This window comes from Geobacter sulfurreducens PCA, from assembly GCF_000007985.2.
Lineage (GTDB): Bacteria > Desulfobacterota > Desulfuromonadia > Geobacterales > Geobacteraceae > Geobacter > Geobacter sulfurreducens.
Map to the genome: position 1 here is coordinate 245,816 of NC_002939.5, position 24,421 is coordinate 270,236.

The window sequence follows — 24,421 nt, forward strand, 5'->3', positions numbered from 1 at the left end:
CACTGTAGGGGCAATTCGTGAAGTGCCCCTACAGCGGCTATTGAGGCTGGGAAAGCGGTTTCGCGTGGCTCCGTCCCAGCCGCTTGATCAGTTTCCACAGGGGACCGCGCACCGGGAAGTGGCGCATGGCCTCCAGCATGGCGTCGCTCATGTTGATCTCCAGTCCCGGCGCCACCCAGTTCCGCCGCGTCATGGCCCCGTCAGTGACGAGTTCCCCCAGCACGTCCCTGATGGCGGGGGCCAGGTAGAAGGTCGGTTCCAGGAGCGGTTCATCCGGCGTCACCATCCCCTCGGCCACGGCCCGTTCGAAGAGGGGGGTGCCGGGGAAGATCCGGATGCCGGTCATGGCGATGACCGCGGTGGGGGCCACCTCGTCCATGAGGGCGAAGCTCTCGGCAATGGTCGCCGGGGTTTCGCCGGGGCCGCCGAAGAGGATGTAGTGGGCAAAGTCGACCCCCAGCTCGCGGCAGATGCGGGACGACTCCCGGATCTGTGCCACGCCGAAGGACTTGCCCAGGTTGCGGAGCATGGCTGGCGAGCCCGAGTCGGTGCCGAACTCCACGGCGTCGCAGCCGGCGGCCACCATGGATTCCATGAGGCGCGGGGTGATGAACTGGGGGTTTATGAAGGCCGACCAGCCCATGGTGAGACCCGAGGCTATCATGGCCCGGCAGAGCTCCTCGGCAAAGTCGGGAGGGTAGTTGAAGATGTCGTCCACGAAGTAGACGTAGTCGATGCCGGCATCGGCCAGTTCCCGCAGTTCGGCCACGATCTCCGCCGTCGGCCGGAGCCGCATGCGCCGTCCCTCCAGGAGCGGATAGGTGCAGTAGATGCAGCCGAAGGGGCATCCCCGCTTCGTCTGGATGTTGGCCATCCCCCCCTCCCGCCGGTAGCGGGCCAGGGCGAAGAGGCGCCGGTCCGGGGCGGCGATCCGCTCCACCGGCCGGGGCGGCGCAAAGGCCCCGGCGCCGGCCACCACTCCCGGCAAACCCGCCGGGGACTCGCCCCGCTCAATGCAGGCCAGGAGCTCGGGCAGGATCTCCTCTCCCTCGCCCGCCACGCCGAGGTCACCGCCGGTGAAGGCGAGGAGTTCGGCGGGCATGAGGGAGAAGCCCGATCCCCCCAGGATGGTGGTGGCTATGCCCCGGCAGCGGTCCACGATGGCCTTGACCCCGGCCACGTAGGAGCGGGAGCCGGGCCAGGTGACGTTGTCGATGTTGCGGACGGAGATGATCACGGCCTGGGGGGTAAAATCCGCCAGAGCCGCGGTCACGGCCTCCTCCGGATCGGCTTCGAAGCAGAGGTCCAGGGCCCGGAGCTCGTGGCCGGCCGCCTCCAGGGACGGGACCAGGCAGGCGAGCCCCAGGGGAAAGACCGGGTAGGGGCTCCGCTCCCGGTTTGCCGACACGAGGAGGAGCCTCATGCCCCCTCCGTCCAGGCGAGCAGCCGTTCCAGCCGTTCGCCCACTGCGGGGGGAAGGCGGTACTGGAGCACCCCGTCCCGGTCGGTGAGGGCGTGAACGGTGCGCCCCCGCGCGTAGAGGGTGCCGTCGGCTCCAAGGATGCGGGTGGCGAATTCGATGGTGGCCGTTTCGGTCCTGCGGGCCGTGGTCATGATCCGCAGTTCCTCGTTGAAACGGGCCGGTCGGCGATAGGAGAGCTCCAGGTCCACGACCGGCGCCAGGTATCCCAGCTCGCCGATCTGGGCCGCGTCGAGCCCGAATCGCCCCGCCAGGTCGTTGCGCCCCACCTCCAGCCAGGCCACGTAGTGGCCGTGCCAGGCAACGCCGTAGGAGTCAACCTCGTTGAAACGGACGGTGAGTGGTGTCTCGTGTTCCCGCATGCTACCTCCCCCGCTCGCTTTCGATCCACCGGTTGTACTTGCGGAGGGAATCACCCGCCCCCACCTCGTAAAGACGGTCGACGCCGGCGGCGCGCAGGGCGCGGTAGGTGCGCTCCCACCGGACCGGCTCCATGAGGTCCCGGACCATGAACACCGGCAGGTCTGCGGCGGCCAGGAAGTCCTGGTCGATGTGGTCCACCAGGGGGACGGACGGCTCCCGGTAGCGGTAATCGCCGGCAACGGCAGCAAGCTCTTCTGCCACCTCCGCCATGAGCGGGGTGTGGAGCGGGGCGTCGCACGGAAAGAGCCTGGCCGAGAAGGCGCCGCGGGCCAGGGCCTCGGCGCAGGCGTCCTCCATGGCCCCCCGTTCGCCGGCCAGGAGAAAGTGGCGGGACGTATTGTGATTGGCAAGGTACACGCCGTTGTTCTCGGCAATGACCAGGAGGGGTTCCAGGGTGAGCCCCACCATGCAGCCGAGGGCGTAGGTCCGTTGTCTCCCCATGGCGGCCATGGTCCTGCCGAGGCGGACGGCGAGCTCCAGGGCGTCCCCCTCATCCAGGGCGCCGGCCGCGGCCAGGGCGGGGTAGATCCCCATGCTGTGCTCGGCGATGAGCCGGGGCGCGATCCCCTCGGCCCTGAGCCGGCGGGTCCGGTAGAGCCCCATGGCCACGCCGTAGGCCTGGAGTGCCACGGTATCGCTGGACGGCTCGCCGGTCCAGGAAAAGGTGTGCAGGTCAAAGGAGGCCCGCTGCCGCGTCAAAAGGGCAATGGCCTCGAAATCCGCGTCCTCCGGGAATTCGACCGGGGGCGCGAGGGGTTGTCCGGGAAACATGAAGCAGATCATGGTCAGGAGGCTTTCGTTTTGTCGGATTTTCGGATGGCGCTGCGGAACCCCAGGTTCATGGGGCCGAAGACCTGTACCGAGCGGTGCAGCTTGCCGATGCGCCGCCACATGGAGCCGAAGGAGTAGAAGGAGCGGTTGAGCCAGTCGTGCCCATCCTGGAGCTCCCGGGCGGTCATTCCCGTGGGGCGGAAGGTCACGTGCCCCATGTCGTAGTCGCGCCAGTCGTTGGAGGTGATCCGCCCCTCGGCCTCCAGCCGCCGGCGTACGGCGGTACCGGGGTAGGGGGTGAGGATCGGGAAGATGGCCGCCTCGATCCGGGCCTCTTCGCAGAAGCGGAGGATGCGTCCGAAGGAGTCCGGGGTGTCGCCGTCGTAGCCCAGGACAAAGGACCCGAGGATGCCGATGCCGTGGTCCCGGAATTTCCGGGCCTGGTCCAGGAACGCGGAGGAGCTGTTGGTCACCTTTCCCATGGCGGCCAGGGCCTCCTGGTCCAGGGACTCGAATCCCACGAACATGCCGATGCAGCCCGATTCGCCGGCGGCCCGCATCAACTCCTCATCACCGGCGAAATCGATGGGGGCATGGGAGAGCCACTTGAATCCCATTCCCTTCATCCCCCGGAACAGGGGCAGGGCGTAGCGGCGGTCGGCCACCAGGTTGTCGTCCACGAAAAAGGCAAAGGAATTGGCCTTGCGCAGGGTTTCCAGCTCGGCCAGCACCGCTTCGACGGGGCGCTCCCGGTACTTGCGGCCGTAAAAAGCGGTGACCGAGCAGAATTCGCAGTCAAAGGGGCAACCCCGGGTGGTCTGGAGGGTGTTGGTCAGCAGATACCCCTTGCCGGCGAAGATCTCGCGCCGGGCCACCGGGATCGATGCCATGGGCAGGAGCCCCGGGGACCGGTAGAGGCGCTGGAGCCGGCCCGCCTGGAAATCCGCCAGCAGCAGGGGCCAGGAGAGTTCCCCTTCGCCCACCACCACGGCGTCCACGTGGCCGAGGGCCTCGTCCGGGAGATTGCTGGCGTGGAATCCCCCCATGACGACGGTTTTTCCCCGGGCGCGGAAGCCGGCGGCGATCTCGTAGGCCCGGGGCGCCTGGGGGGTCATGGCGGTGATGGCCACCAGATCGCACGGGGCATTGAAGTCGATGGTCTCCCGGCTCTCGTCGCAGAGGGCCGCGTCCCACTCGGGCGGAGTAACCGCAGCCAGGGCGGCCAGGGCAAGGGACGGGAACTTGAAGCCCAGTTCGCCCCAGAGCCTGCCCCGGGGCCAGCCCGGCGCCACGAAGAGAATCTTCATTTCCGGTTGGCGGCGATATGGTCGGCCATGCTTCGGACCGACGCGAAGACCTTGGTGCCGGTGGCGGCGTCGGGGACCACCACGCCGAAATCCTTCTCCATGGCCACCACGAGTTGGAGGGCGTCGATGGAATCGAGGCCGAGCCCTTCGCCGAAGAGGGGGGCGTCGGTGTCGATGTCGTCGGGGGACATTCCCTCGATCCGGAGGGCGTCGATGATCATCTGCTTTACCTGCACAATAAGTTGGTCGGACATGCGGTTATCCCTTCACGGTTTCGTTGTGTTCATTGTTCCAGAAGTCGAAAAAGTTGTACCACTGGTCAGGGTAGCAGCGGATGTACCGCTCGAAGACCCCGAGTACCTGCTCCATCCCCCGGCGGATGGCCTCGGCGTTGCGGCCCCGCCCGCCGACGAACCGGATCGGCTCCTCCATGATGGTCGCGTAGCGGCTCCCCTCCAGGGGGACGAACACCGGCATGACCGGCGCACCCGTGGCCAGGGCCAGGTAGGCGGCCCCCACCGGGATGGGGGTCGGCCGGCCGAAGAACTCCAGCTCCATGGTCTGGGACGAGCCGTCGCGATCAACCAGGAGCGCCACCACCTCGTTGCGGCGCAGGGCGTTCACCGCCTCCACGGCAGCCAGGGGAGAGGTGTCGTGCCGGTCCACGTAGATGAAGCGGATGCCCCGCTCCTCCCGGACCCGCTCCCGCAGGTCGTTCACCCGCTCGTCGGGCTCCCGGAAGGTCATGACGTTGAGCCGGTAGCCCCGCTCGGCCAGCCCCAGCCCCCCCAGTTCCCAGTTGCCCAGGTGGGGCGAAACGATGATGGCACCGTTCCCCTCCGCCAGGACCCGATCCAGGATACCGTGCCCCTCCTGCCGGCCGATGAGGGCAAAGAGCCGCTCGCCCCGGCGGCGCATCATGAGCATGATGTCGGTCCAGTTGCGGGAGCACTTGTAGTAGGTGGAGAGCACCAGCCGCTCCACGTTGCGCCTGCCGGTCACGGCCCTCAGGTTCGCACGCACCCCTCGCCGGGGCCCGGGAATGGCCAGGTAGAGAATCAGCCCCGTCAGAAAGGCGAAGGGCGCATGGACCGTCCGGGGGACCAGCAGGGTGAACAGGTTGATAAGGAACAGGTTTATCCGGTTGTGCAGCGGCACGTGTCAGCTCGTCATGCCGGAGTTCCGGCGTCGGTGAAGTTTCTCCCGAATCCGTGGCTCTTCGGCTCCAGGGATTCAGGTTTCAGATACATCAGCGGGTTACGCCCTTGGGCCGTTTCCCCTGCCCGGCGCCGAACTCCTGCTCCCAGGCCGGGTCGGCGAACTCGGCGTACCGCCGGGCATAGTCGTCCATGTTGTCCGCCAGAGCGGTGAAGATGGCGTCGGCCCCCTCGTGGGTGGGATAGGCCCCGGCGCTTTGGAAGAGCTCGCGCCCCACGTCAGGGTGGTCGATGAGCATGCAGGGGCGGAGCAGGTTGTCGTGCTCGCCCTGCACTTGGCGGATTTTCCGGAACAGCGGCGACCGCAGGGCCTCCCGCAGGGTGGTGCGCCGGATGTTGTCCACGGCGAAGTGGCAGAAAACGCACGGCTCGATGTCGCCGTTGGCGTTGATGTGGAAGTACTTGCGCCCCCCCGCGATGCAGCCGCTGATGATGGGTCCGTCGTTCCAGAAGTCCACGAAGAGCATCGGCTTGGCGGCCCGGAAATCGACGATCCGGCGCCGCAGGGCGTCCCGCTGCTCCGGTGTCGCCATCAGTTCCAGATCGGGCTCCCGTCCCACCGGCACGTAGGTGAAGAGCCAGAGGGCGAAGACCCCCTTCGCCACCAGCATGTCGATGTACTCGTCGCTGGTGATGATGTCGGTATTCCGGCTGGTCTGGGTGAAGGAGCCGCAGAACGAGAGCCCCGCCTCCCGCAGCAGGTCCATGGCCCGCATGACCTTGCGGAAATGGCCGGGGCCGCGCCGTTCGTCGGTTTCCTGCTCGTACCCCTCCAGGGAGAAGGCGGGCATCACGTTCCCCACCTCCACCAGTTTCCGTACCATGGCCTCGTCGATGAGCCCGCCGTGGGTGAAGACGAGGAAGGCCATGTCCGAGTGCTTTTTGAAGATCTCGAAGATGTCTTCTTTAAAGAACGGCTCACCGCCGGAAATGACGGCGAAGTAAACCCCCATCTCCTTCATCTGGGTGAGGATCGAATCGATCTCGTCGTTGGTCAGCTCCAGGGCCTTGGCGTAATCGCCCGCGTAGCAGCCGTAACAGGAGAGGTTGCACTTCATGGTGGTGCTGATGACCACGGTGGAGGGGGGATAGTACCCCTCCCGCTCCTGCCACGCCTTCCGCTTGTTGGTGCCTGAGAGGAGGTGGTTCACCGCCAGGTTCGTGATCCACTTCTCCCGCTGGTTGGGGTGGATCTCCCGCAGGATACGGCGGGGAAACTCGATGGAAGGATGGTTCTCCCGGATGAGCCTCCGGATCCAGCGGATCCGTTCCTTGTAGTATTCCTTCTTCGGGATCAGCTCCATCAGGTGCGTCATCCGCGCCAGGTTCTCGTTGGAGGCGTTGGTGGCCATGGAGAGAAGGAGGGAGACGATCTTTTCGGTTGTATAGTTTTTCAGGCTCTGGAGCATCAATCTGTGACCTCGTTGTGATTCCCGGCAAAAGGGCCCCTGCGCAGCCTCACATGTGGCGCAGGAACGTCATGCAGATATTCCAGGTATCCCGCACCGGCCGGAAATGGCTCGTGGCACGTCCGTCCGCCACCCGGGCGGCCACGGGGAGCGAATCGATGGCGAATCCACCCCGCCATGCCTTCATGAGGATTTCCATCTCCAGGTGGTAGCCGCTCGCCTCCAGGGAGACCCCTTTCAGGAGCCGGGCGGAGTACCAGCGGAACCCGGACTGGCTGTCGGTGATGGTGAAGCCGGTCCGCTTCCTCATGCACCAGACGCCGAAGCGGTTCCAGACGGAGCGAAGCCCCGCCATCTCCCGGAACTGGGTATCGCGGGAGGCGATGAGGATGTCGACGTTGCGCTCCCGGGCCGTAGCCGCCAGGAGCGGGATGGCCGTGGGGTCGTGCTGGCCGTCGGCGTCCAGGGTCACCACGCCGGAGTATCCGTGCGCGAGCGCCCACTCGAAGCCGGTCCGCAGGGCCGCTCCCTTGCCGCGGTTGCCGTCGTGGCGCAGCAGGTGTACCCCCAGCCCCTCCACCGTGGCGGAGGTCCCGTCGGTGGAGCCGTCGTCCACCACGAGGCATGGCATCCCCAGGCCGAGGACTTCCCGGACCACGGCCGGCAGGGTCCGGGCCGCGTTGTAGGCTGGTATGATTATACAGTATCCCAACGGTCAACCAACTGATCGAGTGTAGTGAATGAGAATCGTTCCAGCAGGGCGTCGAGTCGCGGTGCCGCATCGCTACGCGGTCCGTAGGCCACGAAGGAGCGCAGGGGCGGCAGCGCCAGCCGCGGGCCCTCCGGGTCAACCTCCCGGGGATGAACGTACAGCACCGCCGGCATGCCGCGCCGGTTCAATCCCGCTACGCTGGCCCCGATCAGCCCCAGCGGAAAGAACCGGAAGCCCCACCCGCCGCCCGTCGGCAGGTTTCCCAAGGGGGTCCGCGTCACCAGGGGCGGCACCTCCACCAGGGGCCCCGCCGGGGTGTCGATCCTGAACGGACCGCGCGGACCGCGCCGGTCTCCCACGAAGGGGAGCGGCGAGAGACTGGAATCGTACCGGTATCCCTCATCCCGCAGGATGGGAAAGGCCCAGGGGGTCCGCCGGCGGCAGAGGGACCACTGGGGTGCCCGGAATCCCACGGGGCGCCGGCCGGTCTGCCGTTCCAGGAGGTCACCGGTTCGCCGCAGCTCCGTCCGGAATTCTTCGGGAGAGAGCCCGGTCACGAGCCGGTGGGACCAGCCGTGCGAAGCAATCTCATGGCCCGCTTCGGCGATTGACGGCGCCAGGCCCGGATGCCGTTGGGCCACGGAGCCGAGCAGAAAGAAGGTGGCCCGGCAGCCGCGCCTGGCCAGCAGCGCCAGCAGCCGTCCGACGGCGGGAACGACCCGCTCCGTGTCAGGACTGACGACCGGCTCGCCGGGGAGTCCGCAGACATGGTACCAGTCCTCCACGTCGATGGTCAGGGCATTCAGAACGGGCATCACCGAGAAAAAAAAGGGGATGGCATCTCCCCCTCTGCTTTCAAGAATAGCGAAAGTATAATACTCCCGCCTAACTTTAGTCAATACGCAGGGAATCAGCTTTAACGAAACATATTACCCTTGACCCCCGCCGCCCTTTTCGGAAACAATACCCCCGTTACTTCACCTTGGCGAGATTCAGATGAACATTCTCCTGCTCCGCCCCCATCCCGGCAACGACCGGTTCGGCCTCGGCCCCTTCTTTCGGGTCGAGCCCCTGGGGCTCGAATACATCGGCGCGGCGCTTCGCGCCCACGGCCACACCGTTACCGCGGCAGATCTTCGCTTCCGCCCCGGTGCCGCAACCTGGGTCAGGCGCACCCGGCCCCGTCTCGTGGGAATATCCTGCCTCCACGCCCTGGAGTACGAGCGGGTGGTTGAAACGGCCCGTGAGGTCAGGCGGGCAAGCCCCGATGCCTTCATCTTCGTGGGGGGGCATGCGGCCGCCGCCTTTCCCGCTCCTCTGGAGTGCGACGCGGTGGACGCCATCTGCCGCGACGACGGGGAGGAAATCGTGCCCCTGGTTGCCGCCGCCCTGGCGAAGGGTGGGCGGCTTGACGAGGTACCGGGGCTCCGGCTGCGCGAACCCGACGGCTGGCGCGACACCCCCTGCCTCGACCGCCAGACCTGCCTCGACCTCGTGCCGCTCCCGGCCCGGGACCTGGTGGACCGGCACCGCTCCGGCTACCACTGCCTTCTCTTTAAGCCGGTCTGGCTCGTGGAGACGGCCCGGGGCTGCCCCCACCGCTGCTCCTTCTGCTCCGTCTGGCAGCTCTACGGCCGTTCCTGCCGCGAGCGGAGCATTGCCGCGGTGGTGGAGGATTTCGCCACGGCCGGGGATTCGATCTTCGTGGCCGACGACCTCTTCTGGCACAATCCGGCCCGGAGCCTGGAGCTGGCCGAGGCGCTGAAAAAGCGCGGGGTTTTCAAACGCTGGATTCTCGTCCAGACCCGCACCGACCTCATCTGCCGGAGCGCCGACCTCATGGCCGCCTGGCGTCCCCTGGCCAAGGATTTCGACATCTTTCTGGGGCTGGAGGCGGCCACGGACAAGGGGCTCGCCGGGATCACCAAGGATTCCGGCGTGGCCGAGAGCGTGGAGGCGGTCCGCCTTGCCCGCGAACTGCGCTACGGCATCAACGGCAATTTCCTCATCGATCCTGATTGGGGTGAGGACGATTTCCGCGACCTCTGGGACTTTGTGGCCCGCTACGGCCTCCAGCGGGCCGGGTTCACGATCCTCACGCCCCTGTCCGGCACCGATTTCTTCCGGGAAGTGGCCCCGCGCATTGCCCGCCAGCCCTGGTCCAACTTCGACATGCACCACCTCCTGTGGGACCCCCGGGTGGGCGCCCCGCGTTTCTTCGAGCTCTATGCCGAGACCTGGCGCCGCTCCATCCTCAATACCTCGGGAGACAAGAGCCTGGTGGACTGGATGAAGCAGGTCCGCCCCTCCCAGATTCCCTACATCGCCCGGGTCCTCTGGCGGACCCAGCGGATGATGAAGCCCGAGGCCTATCTCAGGGAGTACGAGGCGACCCGGCCCCGGACAACGGAGCCCCTGGTGGATTTCAGCGCCGGGGCGTACTGCGGGGGAGCCGCCTGATGTCCCGTTCCCCTCGGCTGCTGCTGATCTACCCGGCGACCCACAAGCTCGGTTGGGCGCGCTATTTTCAGCTTCCCTCCCATTCGCTCCAGATGGTGGCCGCGGCCACGCCCCGCCACTGGGAGGTGATCCTGGCCGACGAGGTCCATGACGAGGTCCCCTTTGACGGAACCTTCGACCTGGTGGGGATCACGGCCATGACCCACCAGGCGACGCGGGCCTATGAGATCGCCGACCGGTTCCGGGCCCGGGGTGTCCCCGTGGTGATGGGGGGAATCCACCCCACGGTCCTGCCCGACGAGGCACTGGAGCACGCCGACGCGGTGGTGGTGGGGGAGGCCGAGCCGGTCTGGGCGCACCTTCTCGACGACCTCCTGGCCGGGCGGCTCGCACCGGTCTACCGGGCGCCGGTCCCCACGGACGAAATCCTCTCCGCCCCCTGGCCCCGCCGCGAGATCCTGGCTGGCCGCCGCTACCTCACCACCCAGACGGTCCAGGCGAGCCGGGGCTGCCCCTACGACTGCTCCTTCTGCACCGTCACTCCCTACTTCGGCCGCACCTTCCGCTACCGCGACCCCGACGACATCCTGGCAGAGATTCGCTCCTTCAGACGCAAGCTCGTGGTCTTTCTCGACGACAACCTCCTGGGCGATCCGGCCAAGGCCCGGCCCATCCTGCGGGGGCTGGCCGAGATGAACGTCCGCTGGGGCTCCCAGACCAATCTCCGTTTTGCCGAGGACCCGGAGCTCCTGAAACTCGTGGCGGACTCGGGGTGCATCGGCCTCTTCGTGGGGATCGAGTCGGTGACCGGGGCCCACGCCAACATGGCCAAGTCCGGCACCCGTTACTCCCAGGCCGATCTCATGAAGCGGGTCCGCGACGCCGGCATCATCCTGGAAACCTCCATCATCTTCGGTTTCGACGACCACGACGAGAGCGTCTTCGAGACCACGGTCCGCTTCCTGGAGGAGTGCTCCCCCAGCGTCCCCACCTTCCACATCCTCACCCCCTACCCCGGCACGGCCCTGTTCCGCCAGTTCCAGGAGGAGGGGCGGCTCCTGACCACCGACTGGTCCCGTTACGATCACTCTACCGTGGTCTTCCGGCCCCGTCTCATGTCTCCCGAACGGCTTCACCGGGGCTGGCTGGAGGCACGCCGTGAGGCCTACTCCTGGCGGGCCATCGCCACCCGCGTCATGCGCAATCCGGGGCGCCGCCTGACGAATTTCGCCTACAACATGCTGCGCAAGGGACCAAACGACCTGCTGGAGGATGGGGCGCCGTAGGGCACCGTTCTCCTCTCGATCCGATGCGTACCCTGCCGGCATGAGGATGGAACGTCTGCCATGACCCGTTTGATTGTCTTCGGAATACTTGCGGCATTCTTCTTCAGCAGCACGTTCGTGCTCAACCGGGCCATGAGCCTGGAGGGAGGGCACTGGGCATGGACCGCGAGCCTGCGCTACGGATACATGCTGCTTCTGCTCTGCACCTGGTTGCTGCTGAAAGGACGACGGGGGGTACTGATTGCTGCATGGGACGCCTTTCGCCGGAATTGGCTGTTCTGGACCACGGCGGGAAGTGTCGGCTGCGGGGCGTTTTACGCCCTGATCTCCTTCAGCGCGTCGTTCGCTCCCGGCTGGGTGGTGGCAACCACCTGGCAGATTACCATCCTCGCGACACCGGTGGTGCTCCTGCTGTTCGGCCGCCGGGTGCCGGCCAGGGGGGTGTTGTTCACTGCCATGATTTTTCTCGGCATTGTGCTGGTTACCCTTGAGCAGGCAACCGCCGCTCCGCTGGGCGACATCCTGCGGGGGGTAGTGCCGGTTGTGGCCGCGGCATTCGCCTATCCCCTGGGCAACCAGATGGTGTGGGAGGCCCGCCATGGGACATCTTCTCTGCTGCCGGCCATAACGGACCCCGTCGTCGACGACAGCTTCGGGAGGGTACTGCTCATGGTGCTCGGCTCGATCCCCTTCTGGGTCGTGCTGCTCATCGTGGCAGCGCCCCCGCCCCCCTCGCCCGGTCAGTTGGTCAACACGGCCCTGGTGGCGGTGTTTTCCGGCGTCATTGCCACGAGCCTGTTTCTTCATGCCCGGCATTGCGCGTCAACTACCTACGAACTTGCCGCCATTGATGCGACCCAATCGACCGAGGTTATTTTTTCGCTTCTAGGGGAGATCGTCTTTCTCCATGGCGCACTGCCGGGCTCGTCGGGCACCGCGGGGCTGGTGCTGGTCGTCGGCGGGCTCATGCTGTATGTCCGGGCCCAGACCGCGGGTCCGCTTAAAGAAATGGTTCACAGCCGGGCAGAGAAAGGGTAATAATGATCACGGATGGAATTCATCCCCGGGGGAGATGCCGGCATAATGCAGCCAGAGCCCGTCGTTTCGAACATTGCCCATGTCATCCAGATGTCTGTCGCGCCGGTTTTTCTCCTCACCGGTGTCGGCGCGATTCTGTCCGTGCTCATCAATCGGCTGGGCCGCATCGTTGACCGTGCCCGCGTCATCGAACAGCACCTTGCCGATGTCGCCAGTGATGGCAGGGCCTTGGCCAGGCTTGAGCTGACAACGCTCGGTCGCCGCATGCGGTTGATCAACTGGGCCATCAGTTCGTGCACGATAAGCGCGCTCCTCGTGTGCGTGGTCATAGCCCTGCTTTTTGTGGGTGCGTTCCTCCACGTCAATGTGTCGGACGTTGCCGCCCTGCTGTTCGTGTTTGCCATGCTCGCACTGATCGGAGGCTTGCTGGGCTTTCTCCGGGAGATCTACCTGGCGATCGCCACTGCACGCCTGGGGATGCGCTGACGCTGCCGATCCCGGGCCGAGCGCGATGACTGTACACAATCCGCTCCACGACGAGATATTCCGCCACCACCTCCACAATCTATTCAGCACCGCAGGCACGTGCCGGATTCCTGTGGGCAGCCCTGCCGGCTACCGCCTCCCTTTCGGTGCCGCAAATTGCCGAAGTTCCATCGTGAGGGCTGCGCCAGGTATAACCCTGCCGTCTCCCGCGGATGGCGCACTGGCTCGGGGACTCCAGGTCACGAGACAGACGATACTCCGGACAGTCTTCCTCCACGCGTGTTTCTGCCACCAGGTTCAGGGGCTCTGTCCTGACAGCGCCGGCAGCCTCCCTCACTGTCGCCTCTGCGGTAACTGTTACGGTTGGTGTTGAGTACCCTCTCATCTCGTCGGCCTCCAGTCCGTGACCCCTCACCGGCGTGGCAAAAGAGAAGATGTTCCGCGCATCATGAATGACACATCCAGCGGCTAAACCCTGCTGCTGGCAGCGGGCATGACGGCAGGCCGGTCACAGTCGCCCGGTTGTGCGATGGACCTGTCATGGAGCTTTGCGCGGCATCACTGCTGTCCCATAGTTTAACTGAATAAAGAGAGGCCCTGAGAGCTACTTGTGATATATTGAGTTCGCCAAAACACCAATATTAACAAGGAGATCAGAGCCGTGGCACATTGTAACACAGTCCTTAACCAAGTTGTCGGTTTTTTCAAGAGACATGAATTTGAATCCCTTGCCCGCAAGCATCACATCGGGCAGAAGTTTCGTTCTTTTAACCGTTGGTCGCAGTTCATGGCGATGATGGTTTGTCAACTTTCCGGCAGAAAAAGTCTGCGGGATATCGTGGAAAACCTCAAGGCCCAAGGCCACAAGCTCTATCATCTGGGCATGAAGACGGTTTCCCGTACCACCTTGGCCAGAGTGAACGATGAACAGCCGCATGAGTTGTACAAAGAGCTCTTTTACAAAATGCTGCATCGATGCAAGGCAGTTGCACCCAGTCATCGCTTCAAGATCGATGAAAAAGTCTATCTGCTGGATGCCACCACCATCAATCTCTGTCTGGAGGCGTTCCCTTGGGCCACCTACCGGCAGAAGAAGGGTGCCATAAAGATGCATGTCGGTCTTGATGCTGACGGCTATCTGCCTGAGTTCATCGATGTGACCGAAGGCAAGAAGCACGAGATGTCCTGGGCCAGGATGCTACAACTGCCTGCCGGTTCACTGGCCGTCTTTGACCGGGGCTTCACCGATTACGACTGGTGGCAGCAACTAACGACCAACGGCATCTTCTTCGTAACCCGGCTGAAAGAGAACGCCTTGGTGGAATACTTCAAGAAGCGTCCCGGCAGGAAAGCAACGGGCGTCATTCTTGACCAGGAGATTCGGCTCAAAGGGATGAAGGACAAACTGCGGCTTGTCCAGTTCATCGCCGATGACGGCAACGATTACCGCTTCGTGACCAATGCGCATCACCTGAAAGCAGCAATCGTGGCGGATCTCTACAAAGAGCGCTGGAAGATCGAACTGTTCTTCAAGTGGATCAAACAGAACCTGAAGATCAAGACCTTCCTCGGCACCTCGGAGAATGCCGTACTCACACAGATCTGGATTGCCCTGTGCGTGTATCTGGTACTGGCATACTTGACGTTTCTGTCAAAGATCGGATCGTCGATGCAGCAGATATTACGGTTATTACAGCTGAATTTGTTCGAGCGGCGAGACCTTGAAAGCCTATTCAAACCACCGAAAGTAGAGGCTTCGCCACAACTGGTGCTGCTTTAGAAACTATGGGACAGCAGTGGCGCGGCATATCAAGTTTCAGTTCCAGGGAGAATTTACGGGTAGTCAAACTTTCCCGACAGACGGACTGATTTGTTATTTTCTATTCTGCCGAAGTTGTGCACTTAATCGTGGCGGAATTACATGTCAAAGATCAAGTCCTCTGCTAGTGTTTGATTGCGGGTGATGTTCGTTCGTGAGCTTGTGGGAATGCGGCGATTTGCTTACGGCATTAATAGACTTAGCTGAGTTCAAGGGAACAGTCGAACCTCGGGCTCGAAGTGTCTGATCTGTATTTGCAGGAGTTTCGGAAGTGATCCATCGGCACCTTCAACATTCGCCGTTTCCCGTTCTGCTGGTAGAACCGCAGGGACGCATTGTGCAAGCCAGCCCGGCAAGTCTCGAATTCCTGGGCATAGGATCGCGTCACTCCGCCCCCAGCGCTCTGGCCGACATCATGCATGCGGAACAGTGCGAGGCCGTGCTTCGCGCCGGAGCCGCCTTGACCGACACCGGGTTTTGGGAAGGAGAATGTTCTTTGATCGGGCGGGATGGGCAGCCCGTGCGGGCGTTCCTCCGGGTGGCCAGGGCTGGTGATGACCGCCTGGTGATGTACCTTCGGGACTCCGCCGGGCGCAGTCGCTCCGAAGAGTTGCTGCGCATCCGTTTGCAGCTGTCGGAACGTGCCCGGTGCGAAAGCCTCGACGAGTTACTTCGGTCAGCCCTGGATGCCGCTGAACGGCTGACCGACAGCAGTATCGGTTACCTCCATGTTGTTGCCCCGGACCGGGAGCAGGCTTCCCTGCAGGCGTGGTCGAGCAATACCCTGGCCACCATGTGCCGGGTGAGAGGCGAAAAAGAGCACCATCCGACCAGACGGGCCGGGATCTGGGGTGATTGCTGTCGCGAACGTACTGCCATGATCCATAACGATTACGCCGGGCTTCCACATAAAAAGGAACTGCCCGAGGGACACCCCCCCATTGTGCGGGTGATGGGTGTGCCGATCATTCATGGCGACAAGGTGCTCGCCATTATCGGCGTGGGCAACAAGGCGACGGAGTACATCCGTGAAGATGCGGATGCGCTGCATGAGCTCGCCTCGATGATCATGGACCTGGTGGAGCGCAAGCAGGCTGAAGCGCAGTTGCTCGCAAGCGAAAAGCGCTTCAGGACGGTCTTTGAGCAGGCGGCAGTCGGGGTGGCCCTGGTTGATCCGCTGACGGGCCGGTTCGTCAGGGTCAATGCGAAATACGGCGACATCGTCGGCTACTCTCCCGAGACAATGCTGACGATGGGGTTCCAGGAGCTCACCCACCCCGACGATCTGGCGGTCGACCTGGAGTGCATCTCCCGGCTCTTGAAGGGGGAAATCCGTACCTTTACGAGAGAGAAGCGTTACCTGCACCGGGACGGCTGCAACGTGTGGGTCAGACTGACCGTCTCTCCCCTGTGGGCGGACGGCGAGGAGCCGAGCTTCAACATCGCCATCGTGGAAGACATAACCGCCCGCAAGGCGGCGGAGGCGGCCCTCCGGGAAGCGAAGGAACAGCTGGAGCTTCGCGTCAGGGAAAGGACTGCGGATCTGGAACAGGCCAACCGGGCCTTGCAGGAGGAGGTAGCCGCACGCAGCCAGGCCGAGGAATCTCTTCGTGCAAGCGAGTCAAGGTTCAGGCGTCTCGTCCAGATGGCGCCGCTGCCACTGTGCTTCGCGGATGCGAGCGGCACCTTGCGGTACGTAAACGACCGGTTCACGCGGCTGTTCGGCTATGCGCCGGAAGACATCCCGACGCAGGAGGAGTGGTGGAGTCGGGTTTGCACCGATGGGCGCTGCCGAGGGGAGACGGCCGATGCCTGGCAGGCGTCCGTGCAAAGAGGCCCGAACGGTGCGAGTGATATCGAACCCGCTGAATTCCGGGTCGCGTGCAAGAACGGTGATATTCGTCTGGTGGAAGTTTCCGGGATAACGATTGAGGGCACGGTCCTGGCGACATTCATCGATATCACCGAGCGCCGGTTGGCGGAGGATGAGCTTCATCGCCACAGGGAACTGCTCGAGGAGCTGGTTCACCAGCGGACTGCGGAACTGAAACTGCGGAACATGGAGCTGGCCTCCGAGATTGCCGAACGCCGGCGGGCCGAGGCAGCCCTCCGCTGCTACACCCGGCGTCTCACCGAGATGGAAGAGGACCTGAGGAAGAAGCTCGCCGCCGAACTGCACGACGAGATCGGGAGGGATCTGACCGCCCTCAATCTCAACTTTTCCGTTATCGGCAACCGTCTCGTGCAGGGCCCGGACGGGTGCCTCAAGGCGAGGATCGAAGACACGGAACGGCTTATCGAAGACATAAGCCGCACGGTCCGGGGCCTAACTGCCAAGCTGCGGCCGCCCGTGCTGGACGACTACGGTCTGCCGGCAGCGCTACGCTGGCATGCTGATCTTTTTTCACGGCGGACCGGGATTGAGGTGACGGTACGGGGGGCCGACAGCGTTCCCCGGATGCCTGCGGAAAAGGAAATAGCGCTCTTTCGTATCGTTCAGGAGGCCCTCACGAATTGTTCGAAACATGCAAACGCAGGGAACGTGAAGGTCTCCCTGGATCACGGCGATGGGCGGGTGCGGCTTTCGGTTGTGGACGACGGTATTGGATTTGCACCTGAAAGTGCCTCGCCGACACCGGCGGGAAGCGGCTGGGGGCTGACAATCATGCGCGAGCGGGCTGAACTGATCGGCGGGACGTTCCGGCTGAATACCGCGCCGGGCAAAGGTACGGTACTGACTGTTGAAATTGACGAGGGTTCGTAGATGGTGATCAAGGTTCTCATTGCCGATGACCATGCCGTCGTAAGGGACGGACTGACCATGATTCTCGAATCCCAGAGCGATATTGCCGTGATCGGTCAGGCCGGCGACGGGCGCGAGGCGATAGCGATGGCCGAGTCGCTTAAGCCCAACGTGGTGGTTATGGACATTACCATGCCGGAACTGAACGGCATCGAAGCCGCCCGCCTGATTGCCAGAGAGCAGCCGGCGACAAAAATCGTCATTCTTTCCATGCACGACACCCTTGAGCACGTCTACCGCGCGCTCCAGGCCGGCGCGCGGGGGTATCTCCTGAAGGAATCGGCAGGTGCCGAGGTCACCGATGCAGTGCGAACGGTCATGCGGGGGCACCGCTATTTCGGCAGAGGGAGTCGGCTGCCGTCCGACATGCACCGCTCCGCCTGCGCCGATCTCCCGAAAAGTCCCCTCGACAGCCTGAGCCAGCGGGAGCGGGAGGTCCTGCAGCTGGTAGTCGAGGGGAAGAAAAGCTCTGAGATTGCTGAAATCCTTTCCCTTTCACCCAAAAGCATCGAAACCTACCGCAGCAGGCTGATGATTAAGCTCGGTATCACCAATATCCCTTCGCTGGTCAAATTTGCCCTTCTACACGGCGTTACCCCCGCAAAATAGTCTTTTCACTGTTTGAGTCAAACATTCCTGACAGACTGACGACGTTATTTCGGATATTTACTGTCGTTGGGCGCCTATCCTTTTGTTCATACCGCGGGAAACCCTGCAGTACCTGTCCCAACCGTGCCCATGTCCTTTGACATGTATACGCCGCTTCCGGCCCCGGAGCGGAATGATCCGGCAAAACACAGGAGGAAGGAGCATGGCCGGCAGCAATCAGAATGTAGCGTTACGGATTACTGCGATCTATGCGCTCGTCGGCGTGTCATGGATTCTCTTTTCCGATTGGCTGCTCTATCTCGCGGTTGGCGACCCTCATCTCCTCACGCGACTCCAGATGGGAAAGGGATGGGTGTACGTGGCCGCGACCGCCATGCTCCTCTACTGGCTCGTCCACCGGGATACGGCGCAGATCAGTCGCTCCGAGGAAGATCTCCGGGTGCGGAATGAAGAACTGACCGTGGTAGAGGAGGAACTCAGGCAGCAAAACGAAGAACTGATCGTGGCCGAGGAAGAACTTCGGCAGCAGCTGACCGAGAACTACGAGAGCCAGAAAAAATTGTTCGAGGCACATCAGGCAATGGCAGCCATCCTCCAGGCGTCACCGGTCGCCATCGTGGCGCTTGACAGGGAAGACAAGGTCGTGGTGTGGAACCGTGCCGCCGAGCGCCTCTTCGGCTGGCTTGAGGGGGAGGTTCGGGGGACGCCCTTTTCCCTGCTCCACCCCGACGACACGAAAGATGAGGAGCGGGTCTGCGGGAGCGCCTGCCAGGAGGCGGTCCTGCACGATATCGAAGGCGTGCGCATGAAGAAAAACGGAGAGTTGATCAGTGTCAGCATCTCCACTGCGCCACTGCACGATCCTGCCGGGCTGAACGCCGGCGTGATCGCAATGTTCACCGACATCACCGACCGCAAGTCTGCGGCTAAAAGTCTCAGAAAAAGCAACGAAAAGTATGTCGAACTGGTCAATGCCATCAGCGGCATCGTCTGGGAGCTTGACGTCGAGAGTTTTTGTTTCACGTTTGTCAGCCGGAGGTCAGAGGATATCCTGGGCTATCCCGCCGAGGCATGGCTGGCCGAGCCGGGGTTCTGGGAGCGCTGCATCCACCCCGACGACCGCGCGTGGGTGCTTGCCGCCTGCCGCACGGCGCATGGCGAGGGAACCAGCCATGAGTTGGAGTATCGCGGACTCGCCGCCGATGGCCACATTATCTGGCTGCGGAACTCATTCGTGGTTGTCGAGGACACGAACGGCCACGTGAAGCTCCGCGGGGTCATGACCGATATCAGCCGGCGAAAGAATGCCGAGGATGAACTGTCCAGACTCAATGCCGAGCTCGAACAACGGGTGGCGCAGCGAACGTCGGAGTTGGCGGCACTCAACCGGGAACTGGAAGCCTTCAGCTATACGGTTTCCCACGATTTGCGGGCCCCCCTGCGCCACATCGAAGGGTTCGGCAGGGCTCTTCAGGAGGATTACTACGAGGCCTTTGACGATACGGGGAAATTACACTTGGCCCGGCTCTGTTCGGCAGCCAGAAAGATGGGGCAACTGATCGACGATCTGCTCCGCCTTGCCATGGTCAGCAAGGGGGAAATCAACCGGCGTCCCACCAATCTCAGCACGATCGCACATGGCATTGTGCAGGATCTGACGCTGTCTCAGCCGGAGCGCGCGGTTGCATTCCGGATAACCGACGGGATCGAGGTGAACGGCGATCCCCGGCTGCTGCAAGTCGTTATGGAGAATCTCCTCAGCAATGCATGGAAATACACGGGGAAGCGGCAGGATGCCGTTATAGAGTTCGGTGTGGGCGAGGATCGGGGGCGAACGGTCTTCTTTGTCAGGGACAACGGAGTTGGCTTTGCCAATGAACATGCCGAAAAAATCTTCAAGCCGTTCCTGAGGCTCCACAGCGCGGAGGACTATGAGGGGTCGGGCGTTGGTCTGGCAACGGTGCGCCGTGTCGTGGAGCGCCATGGGGGGCGTGTGTGGGCGCAGGGCCGGGAAGGGCACGGCGCCGTGTTCTTCTTTACTCTGGATAACTGAAGAAATGTTCCGCGCGGAGGCGATTGGCCCGGTTCGTGCTAAAATAACCCGCAACAACCATCCTGATTAACTAGTATAGTGCACAGGTTCTGGAAAGGGGTGAGCATGGGAACAGCGGATTCAAGCGCCTCAAACAGTAACAAAGCATCCCAGAAGTTCATTGTCTGGCAGGACAGCTACAGTGTCGGCGTCCCGAAGCTCGATGGTCAACACAAAAAGATCATTGATCTCATCAATGAGGTGTACGACTATCTGCAGGGCAGGACGGGGCTGCTCGATCTGGGCCGCATTCTCGATGACTTGTCCACCTACACCCAGAACCACTTCGCCGATGAGGAGCAACTCCTCCGCCTGGCAAAGTATCCCGAGTATGAGGAGCACAAGAAGCACCATGACTGGATGATGCAGCGTACCCGCTCAATCCGCTCGGAGTACCGTGAAAAGCGCGAAGATCTCTCCTGGGAACTGATGGATTTCCTCAAGAAGTGGTGGTTGAGCCACATCCAGTCCAACGACGCACGCTACGTCCCTTACGTGAAGTGACGCCGGGTTTCGGCGCAGACAGCGCCGAAACCACGCATGACCCCTCCGGCCCAAACCCCACCACCTCATCAAAAGCGTTGATACCCTTCAGGTGAGTTCCGACAGCCTGCGGACCGTCTTGCCGGCAATCATTCCCTCGACCGCGGCGAGGTATGCCCGGAAGTGGCCGGACCCCAGATGCCGTTCCAGGCAGGCCGGACTCTGCCAGTTCTCGTAGAAGATGAACAGGGCCGGGTCGTCCCCGTCCTGATGCAGCCGGTATTCAAGGCAGCCTTCCTCCTGACGGGTTTCCGACACCAGTTTCAGAAGTTCGACCCTGACCGCGTCGACCGCCTCTTCCCGTGCCCGTACTTCCGCTATTACCGTTACCGTCGGCATGGCTGCCTCCTCTCGTGGGACTTTTTCCCGTGAACCCGTTCATAGGCCTTGCAGAAGGGGCAGATGTCCCGCTCCACATTCCGCACGAATTCAAAGACGACCCCTTGCTGGTGATAGCGGGCATGAAGGCAGACCGGGCACAATTCGCAGACCTTTGCGAGGGCCTTGTCCAGTGCGGAAACCTCAGGCGTCATAGTAGCTTCTTCCCTGCGGAGAAGGCCTTGCCAACCAGTTGTCCGACCGCGTGATACCCCTTGTGGGCGGTGTCATAGACCAGCGGCCGGATTTTGAGGATGTCGGGGAGTCCGTCCTCGCCCAGGATGGCCTCGTCCGCCTTCACATCGACGATCTCGCCGATGAACTGGGTGTGCAGCCCCAGCTCTTGGGTATGCAGCAGCCGACACTCCAGCACCAGCGGAAACTCCTCCGCATAGGGTGCGTCCACGTATTCGCCGGCGACATGGGTCAGGCCGGCCACGGCAAATTTGTCGGCATCACGGCCTGAGGCGATGCCGACATAGTCCGCTTCCACCATTGTGGCTTCGTTGGCCACGCTAACCGTGAATGCTTTGCGCTGAACGATGTTGTCGTAGGTAAGCCGTGACGTGCGCACGGATACCGTAACGCACGGCGGGTCGGAGCAGCAGATGCCGCCCCAGGCCGCATTCATCAGGTTCGGCGTGCCTGTGGGGCCATAGGTTCCAACCATCAGGACGGGGGTCGGGACGAGCAGTGTTCTGGCACCGAGTGATTGTTTCATGGGACCTCCAGTCAAGGATTTCGGAAACGTTCGATTCGCTCTCCAACGGGCGACGCCGGGGGGACGAGTCCCGTTGCGGACAGAATATAACTCGGACCGGCAGCAACAAGGAATACTTTTTATCCGGACCGAAACCGCTCTGGTTACTCAGGGGAGAGTCGTTGCTCCGGGAGCGACAAGACCGGTTCCCTCCGGCGCTCGACCGTTCAGGCCGCTGGGTCCGGCTGATCGGGCGAGCGGCGTATGATCTCCACGGAGCAGGGCGCGTGAAGGGCAACGGCCAGGGATACGGAGCCGAGGAAAAAGCGCTTGAGCGCCCCGGATCCTTGGGAGCCGACAACGATCAGGTCCGCACACCATCGTTCGGCTTCGTCCAGAATGGCATTCTTGGGCCGGCCTTCCAGCAGCACGGGCGTGACGTGCAGGTCGGGTGCCCGTTGCTGCAGGGTTTCGGCCGCGTCCTTCAAGCGTTTGGCCGCATCCCACCCCTGTTGCTCGAAGATCTCGTCATAGGACAGGGGGATGTGTGAAGAGTTGCGCAAGGGGAGCGATTCCAGCGGGGAAAGCACGGTCACGATGCGGACTTCGCTTGCGGCCGGCCAGGGCCTGCGGCATACCTCTGCAACGGCAGCGTCGCTGCCCGGTGAACCATCTACTGCAAGAAGAATTCTCATTCCGTTCCCTCCAGTCATAGTGCCGGGACATCTGTGTAATGTGCGGGGCTGGTTCCGGCGTTAGTGATCCGTGGCGAGCGGTGTTACGGCCGGCGTCCCTCCGAGGAGCTCCGACCGGACCCGCTCCCGTTCGCGGTCGATCTGCTCGGGCGTGGCGCCGAGTTTGTTGAGCATGTGCTCGGTCATGTTGAGCGCTATCTCGCCCTCTCCCGAGAACACCGCATCGGCCCCGGCGCGGCGCAGGGCCGGAATATCCCTCAGATAGGCCGCGCGGGCGATGATGCGCAGGTTGGGGTTGAGTTCCCGAGCCAGGCGGATGGCCTCGTCGCTTCCCTGCATCCCTGCCGAGGTCAGGATGAAGGCAACAGCACTCTCCACCCCCGCCCCCTTCAGTGTTTCCTCGCGCGTGGCATCCCCGTAAATGGCCAATGTGCCGTCGGCGTTGAGCTGGCGGACCGTGTGCAGGTTCATCTCGATAATGACCGGGTCAATCCCGTTTTCACTGAGCAGACGGGCCAGGGTTCTGCCCGTGGGGCCGTATCCCACCACGATTGCCCTGTTCCGGGACGTGAGCACATGGCTGCCCGCGTCTTCGGCACTCCCTGTGGTGCGCGACTTCGCCCGTTCGTCGAGCATGCGCCAGAGGCGCCAATGTCGGGCTTTTTTCTCCAACGGCCCGATGAGCCGGTACAGCAGTGGGTTGAGGCTGATTGATATGATCGATGCGGCAACGAGGGTGTTGGCTCCCCCTTCGCCGAGGACGCCCAGGTCTTTGCCGACGGTGGCCAGGATGAACGAGAATTCCCCGATCTGCGCCAGGGCGACGGCAATGGACAGCGCAACGCGCGGCGCATAGCCGAGGACGAGAACGATCACCAGCGCGGCCAGCGGCTTGCCCACCAGGATGATCACGAGGGTGGCAAGTACGAGGCCGGGTTCCTCCATCAGGTATGTCGGGTTGAAGAGCATCCCCACCGAGACGAAAAAGAGGACCGCGAAGGCATCTCGCATCGGCAGCGCTTCCGATGCGGCCCGAAAGCTGAAATCGGACTGCCGGACCACCATGCCTGCCAGAAATGCCCCGAGCGCCATGGACACGCCGAAGAGTTTGGCGGAGCCCACGGCAATCCCCAGGGCGAGCACCAGCACGGTCAAGGTGAACAGCTCCCGTGAGCGCGTGGCCGCCACGTGCCACAGGAGGCGGGGGATGAGGCGGCTTCCGACGAAGAAGGTCAGGGCGACGAGGAGGGCTATCTTGACCACGGAGAGCCCGATGGCGAGGGGGAGGCTGTCCGATCCGGCCACCCCGGAGCCGAAAAAGATGGGCAGGATCACCAGCAGGAAAACGGTGAAGATGTCTTCCACCACGAGCCAGCCCACGGCAATGTGGCCGGTGGGGGTATGCAGCTCATTGTTGTCCACCAGCACGCGGAGAAGCACGACCGTGCTCGCAACCGACACGGCGAAGCCGAAGACGATACCCGCCGACCAACTCCAGCCGAGCCACCTGGCCAGCAGGCAACTCAGCAGTGTGGCCACGGCGCTCTGGCATACAGCGCCGGGAATGGCCACACGCCGCACGTCGAGCAGTTCTTTGACGTGAAACTGGAGCCCCACGCCGAACATCAGAAGGATGACGCCGATTTCGGCGAATTGTTCAGCCATCCCCAGGTCGGCGACGAACCCCGGCGTGTGGGTTCCGACGGCAATGCCCGCCAGAAGATATCCGACAATCGACGACATGCCCAGGCGATGGGTCAGATACCCCAGGAGCAGCGCCGCGGTGAAGCTCCCCGTGATGGTCATGATGAGTCCAAGATCGTGCATATGTTCTTAATTCCTCCTCCCGGCGGACCGTCTGCCGGCGGCATGTGGGGCCGAAGCCGGTCGTGCCGGCCTAATTCGATGCGTTACGTCTGCCGTGCCCTGTCTGCCGTTCGAAACGGTTGGATTAGCCGCAAAACCGATGAACTGATGCCAAAGAATAATGACTGCACAAAGGGCAAAGGGACAAACGCGCAACGCGTCTCCGCCGCAGGTCTGGAGCTACGGGCGGCCATCGGCGCGGTGAGCGGCGTTATTGCAGAGTGCGGGGATTTCGATTGATGCTCCGGGCAAAGACCTTCGGCGGGGCCTGTGATGGTCCTCGCCCGGGTGCGGGGATCAGATCGAACATCTCGACCCTCTCTGCCA

At 63.2% G+C, this 24,421-nt stretch carries 23 protein-coding genes; 9 read left to right on the plus strand and 14 right to left on the minus strand.

Features of this window, described 5'->3' with window-relative positions; all coding sequences use genetic code 11:
- Positions 1 to 37: 37 nt before the first annotated feature.
- The 9 genes from GS_RS17675 to GS_RS01230 all read right to left on the minus strand — a co-directional run bounded on the left by GS_RS17675 (position 38) and on the right by GS_RS01230 (position 8,134).
- On the minus strand, positions 38 to 1,423 hold the full coding sequence (locus GS_RS17675) for a lipid biosynthesis B12-binding/radical SAM protein (RefSeq protein ID WP_010940912.1): 1,386 nt from the start codon (positions 1,421 to 1,423) through the stop codon (positions 38 to 40).
- Positions 1,420 to 1,842 (minus strand): acyl-CoA thioesterase, encoded by a 423-nt coding sequence (locus GS_RS01195; protein WP_010940913.1) that lies wholly within the window; start codon positions 1,840 to 1,842, stop codon positions 1,420 to 1,422. Before GS_RS01195 ends, GS_RS17675 begins: the two co-directional genes overlap by 4 nt.
- Position 1,843: 1 nt before the next feature.
- A complete protein-coding gene (locus GS_RS01200) occupies positions 1,844 to 2,674 on the minus strand; it encodes an ACP S-malonyltransferase (protein WP_235044940.1) in 831 nt (276 codons plus the stop codon).
- A 14-nt stretch (positions 2,675 to 2,688) separates the two neighbouring features.
- Positions 2,689 to 3,981, minus strand: a complete 1,293-nt coding sequence (locus tag GS_RS01205) for a B12-binding domain-containing radical SAM protein (protein ID WP_010940915.1) — start codon at positions 3,979 to 3,981, stop codon at positions 2,689 to 2,691.
- A complete protein-coding gene (locus GS_RS01210) occupies positions 3,978 to 4,235 on the minus strand; it encodes a phosphopantetheine-binding protein (RefSeq protein ID WP_010940916.1) in 258 nt (85 codons plus the stop codon). The genes GS_RS01205 and GS_RS01210 overlap by 4 nt, the downstream gene beginning before the upstream one ends.
- Before the next feature lie 4 nt (positions 4,236 to 4,239).
- A complete protein-coding gene (locus GS_RS01215; RefSeq protein ID WP_010940917.1) occupies positions 4,240 to 5,139 on the minus strand; it encodes a lysophospholipid acyltransferase family protein in 900 nt (299 codons plus the stop codon).
- A gap of 91 nt (positions 5,140 to 5,230) precedes the next feature.
- Complete coding sequence (locus tag GS_RS01220; protein ID WP_010940918.1) at positions 5,231 to 6,607, minus strand: radical SAM protein; 1,377 nt, start codon at positions 6,605 to 6,607, stop codon at positions 5,231 to 5,233.
- A 49-nt stretch (positions 6,608 to 6,656) separates the two neighbouring features.
- Positions 6,657 to 7,319, minus strand: a complete 663-nt coding sequence (locus GS_RS01225; protein ID WP_010940919.1) for a glycosyltransferase family 2 protein — start codon at positions 7,317 to 7,319, stop codon at positions 6,657 to 6,659.
- Complete coding sequence (locus GS_RS01230; protein WP_010940920.1) at positions 7,304 to 8,134, minus strand: polysaccharide deacetylase family protein; 831 nt, start codon at positions 8,132 to 8,134, stop codon at positions 7,304 to 7,306. The genes GS_RS01225 and GS_RS01230 overlap by 16 nt, the downstream gene beginning before the upstream one ends.
- A gap of 181 nt (positions 8,135 to 8,315) precedes the next feature.
- Here GS_RS01230 and GS_RS01235 point away from each other — a divergent pair, with 181 nt between their 5' ends.
- The 9 genes from GS_RS01235 (at position 8,316) to GS_RS01275 (ending at position 20,416) form a co-directional block, all read left to right on the plus strand.
- The gene (locus GS_RS01235; protein ID WP_010940921.1) at positions 8,316 to 9,779 is read left to right on the plus strand and encodes a B12-binding domain-containing radical SAM protein; all 1,464 of its coding nucleotides are present in this window, start codon (positions 8,316 to 8,318) and stop codon (positions 9,777 to 9,779) included.
- Positions 9,779 to 11,065: a B12-binding domain-containing radical SAM protein gene (locus GS_RS01240; protein WP_010940922.1), complete on the plus strand. Its 1,287-nt coding sequence runs from the start codon at positions 9,779 to 9,781 to the stop codon at positions 11,063 to 11,065. Before GS_RS01235 ends, GS_RS01240 begins: the two co-directional genes overlap by 1 nt.
- 60 nt (positions 11,066 to 11,125) lie before the next feature.
- Positions 11,126 to 12,103, plus strand: coding sequence for a DMT family transporter (locus GS_RS01245; RefSeq protein WP_010940923.1), 978 nt, complete (start codon positions 11,126 to 11,128; stop codon positions 12,101 to 12,103).
- Positions 12,104 to 12,148: 45 nt separating this feature from the next.
- Positions 12,149 to 12,589, plus strand: a complete 441-nt coding sequence (locus GS_RS01250; protein ID WP_010940924.1) for a DUF2721 domain-containing protein — start codon at positions 12,149 to 12,151, stop codon at positions 12,587 to 12,589.
- Positions 12,590 to 13,250: 661 nt separating this feature from the next.
- Positions 13,251 to 14,369, plus strand: a complete 1,119-nt coding sequence (locus GS_RS01255; RefSeq protein ID WP_010940926.1) for an IS4-like element ISGsu1 family transposase — start codon at positions 13,251 to 13,253, stop codon at positions 14,367 to 14,369.
- Between the two features lie 310 nt (positions 14,370 to 14,679).
- Positions 14,680 to 17,172, plus strand: a complete 2,493-nt coding sequence (locus tag GS_RS01260) for a PAS domain S-box protein (protein WP_010940927.1) — start codon at positions 14,680 to 14,682, stop codon at positions 17,170 to 17,172.
- Positions 17,173 to 17,820: a response regulator transcription factor gene (locus tag GS_RS01265; RefSeq protein WP_010940928.1), complete on the plus strand. Its 648-nt coding sequence runs from the start codon at positions 17,173 to 17,175 to the stop codon at positions 17,818 to 17,820.
- Positions 17,821 to 18,022: 202 nt separating this feature from the next.
- Positions 18,023 to 19,873 (plus strand): sensor histidine kinase, encoded by a 1,851-nt coding sequence (locus tag GS_RS01270; protein ID WP_010940929.1) that lies wholly within the window; start codon positions 18,023 to 18,025, stop codon positions 19,871 to 19,873.
- A gap of 105 nt (positions 19,874 to 19,978) precedes the next feature.
- Complete coding sequence (locus GS_RS01275) at positions 19,979 to 20,416, plus strand: hemerythrin family protein (RefSeq protein WP_010940930.1); 438 nt, start codon at positions 19,979 to 19,981, stop codon at positions 20,414 to 20,416.
- A gap of 87 nt (positions 20,417 to 20,503) precedes the next feature.
- On the opposite strand, the gene GS_RS01280 is transcribed toward GS_RS01275, so the two are convergent.
- From GS_RS01280 to GS_RS01300, 5 genes are all read right to left on the minus strand, one after another.
- Entirely contained in the window at positions 20,504 to 20,794 is a 291-nt protein-coding gene (locus tag GS_RS01280; RefSeq protein ID WP_010940931.1) for a putative quinol monooxygenase, read from the minus strand.
- Positions 20,782 to 20,988: a hypothetical protein gene (locus GS_RS01285; protein WP_010940932.1), complete on the minus strand. Its 207-nt coding sequence runs from the start codon at positions 20,986 to 20,988 to the stop codon at positions 20,782 to 20,784. Before GS_RS01285 ends, GS_RS01280 begins: the two co-directional genes overlap by 13 nt.
- Positions 20,985 to 21,554, minus strand: coding sequence for a flavin reductase family protein (locus tag GS_RS01290; RefSeq protein WP_010940933.1), 570 nt, complete (start codon positions 21,552 to 21,554; stop codon positions 20,985 to 20,987). The genes GS_RS01285 and GS_RS01290 overlap by 4 nt, the downstream gene beginning before the upstream one ends.
- A gap of 206 nt (positions 21,555 to 21,760) precedes the next feature.
- Entirely contained in the window at positions 21,761 to 22,228 is a 468-nt protein-coding gene (locus tag GS_RS01295; protein ID WP_010940934.1) for a universal stress protein, read from the minus strand.
- A gap of 60 nt (positions 22,229 to 22,288) precedes the next feature.
- Positions 22,289 to 24,055, minus strand: coding sequence for a cation:proton antiporter (locus GS_RS01300; protein WP_010940935.1), 1,767 nt, complete (start codon positions 24,053 to 24,055; stop codon positions 22,289 to 22,291).
- Positions 24,056 to 24,421 lie beyond the last annotated feature (366 nt).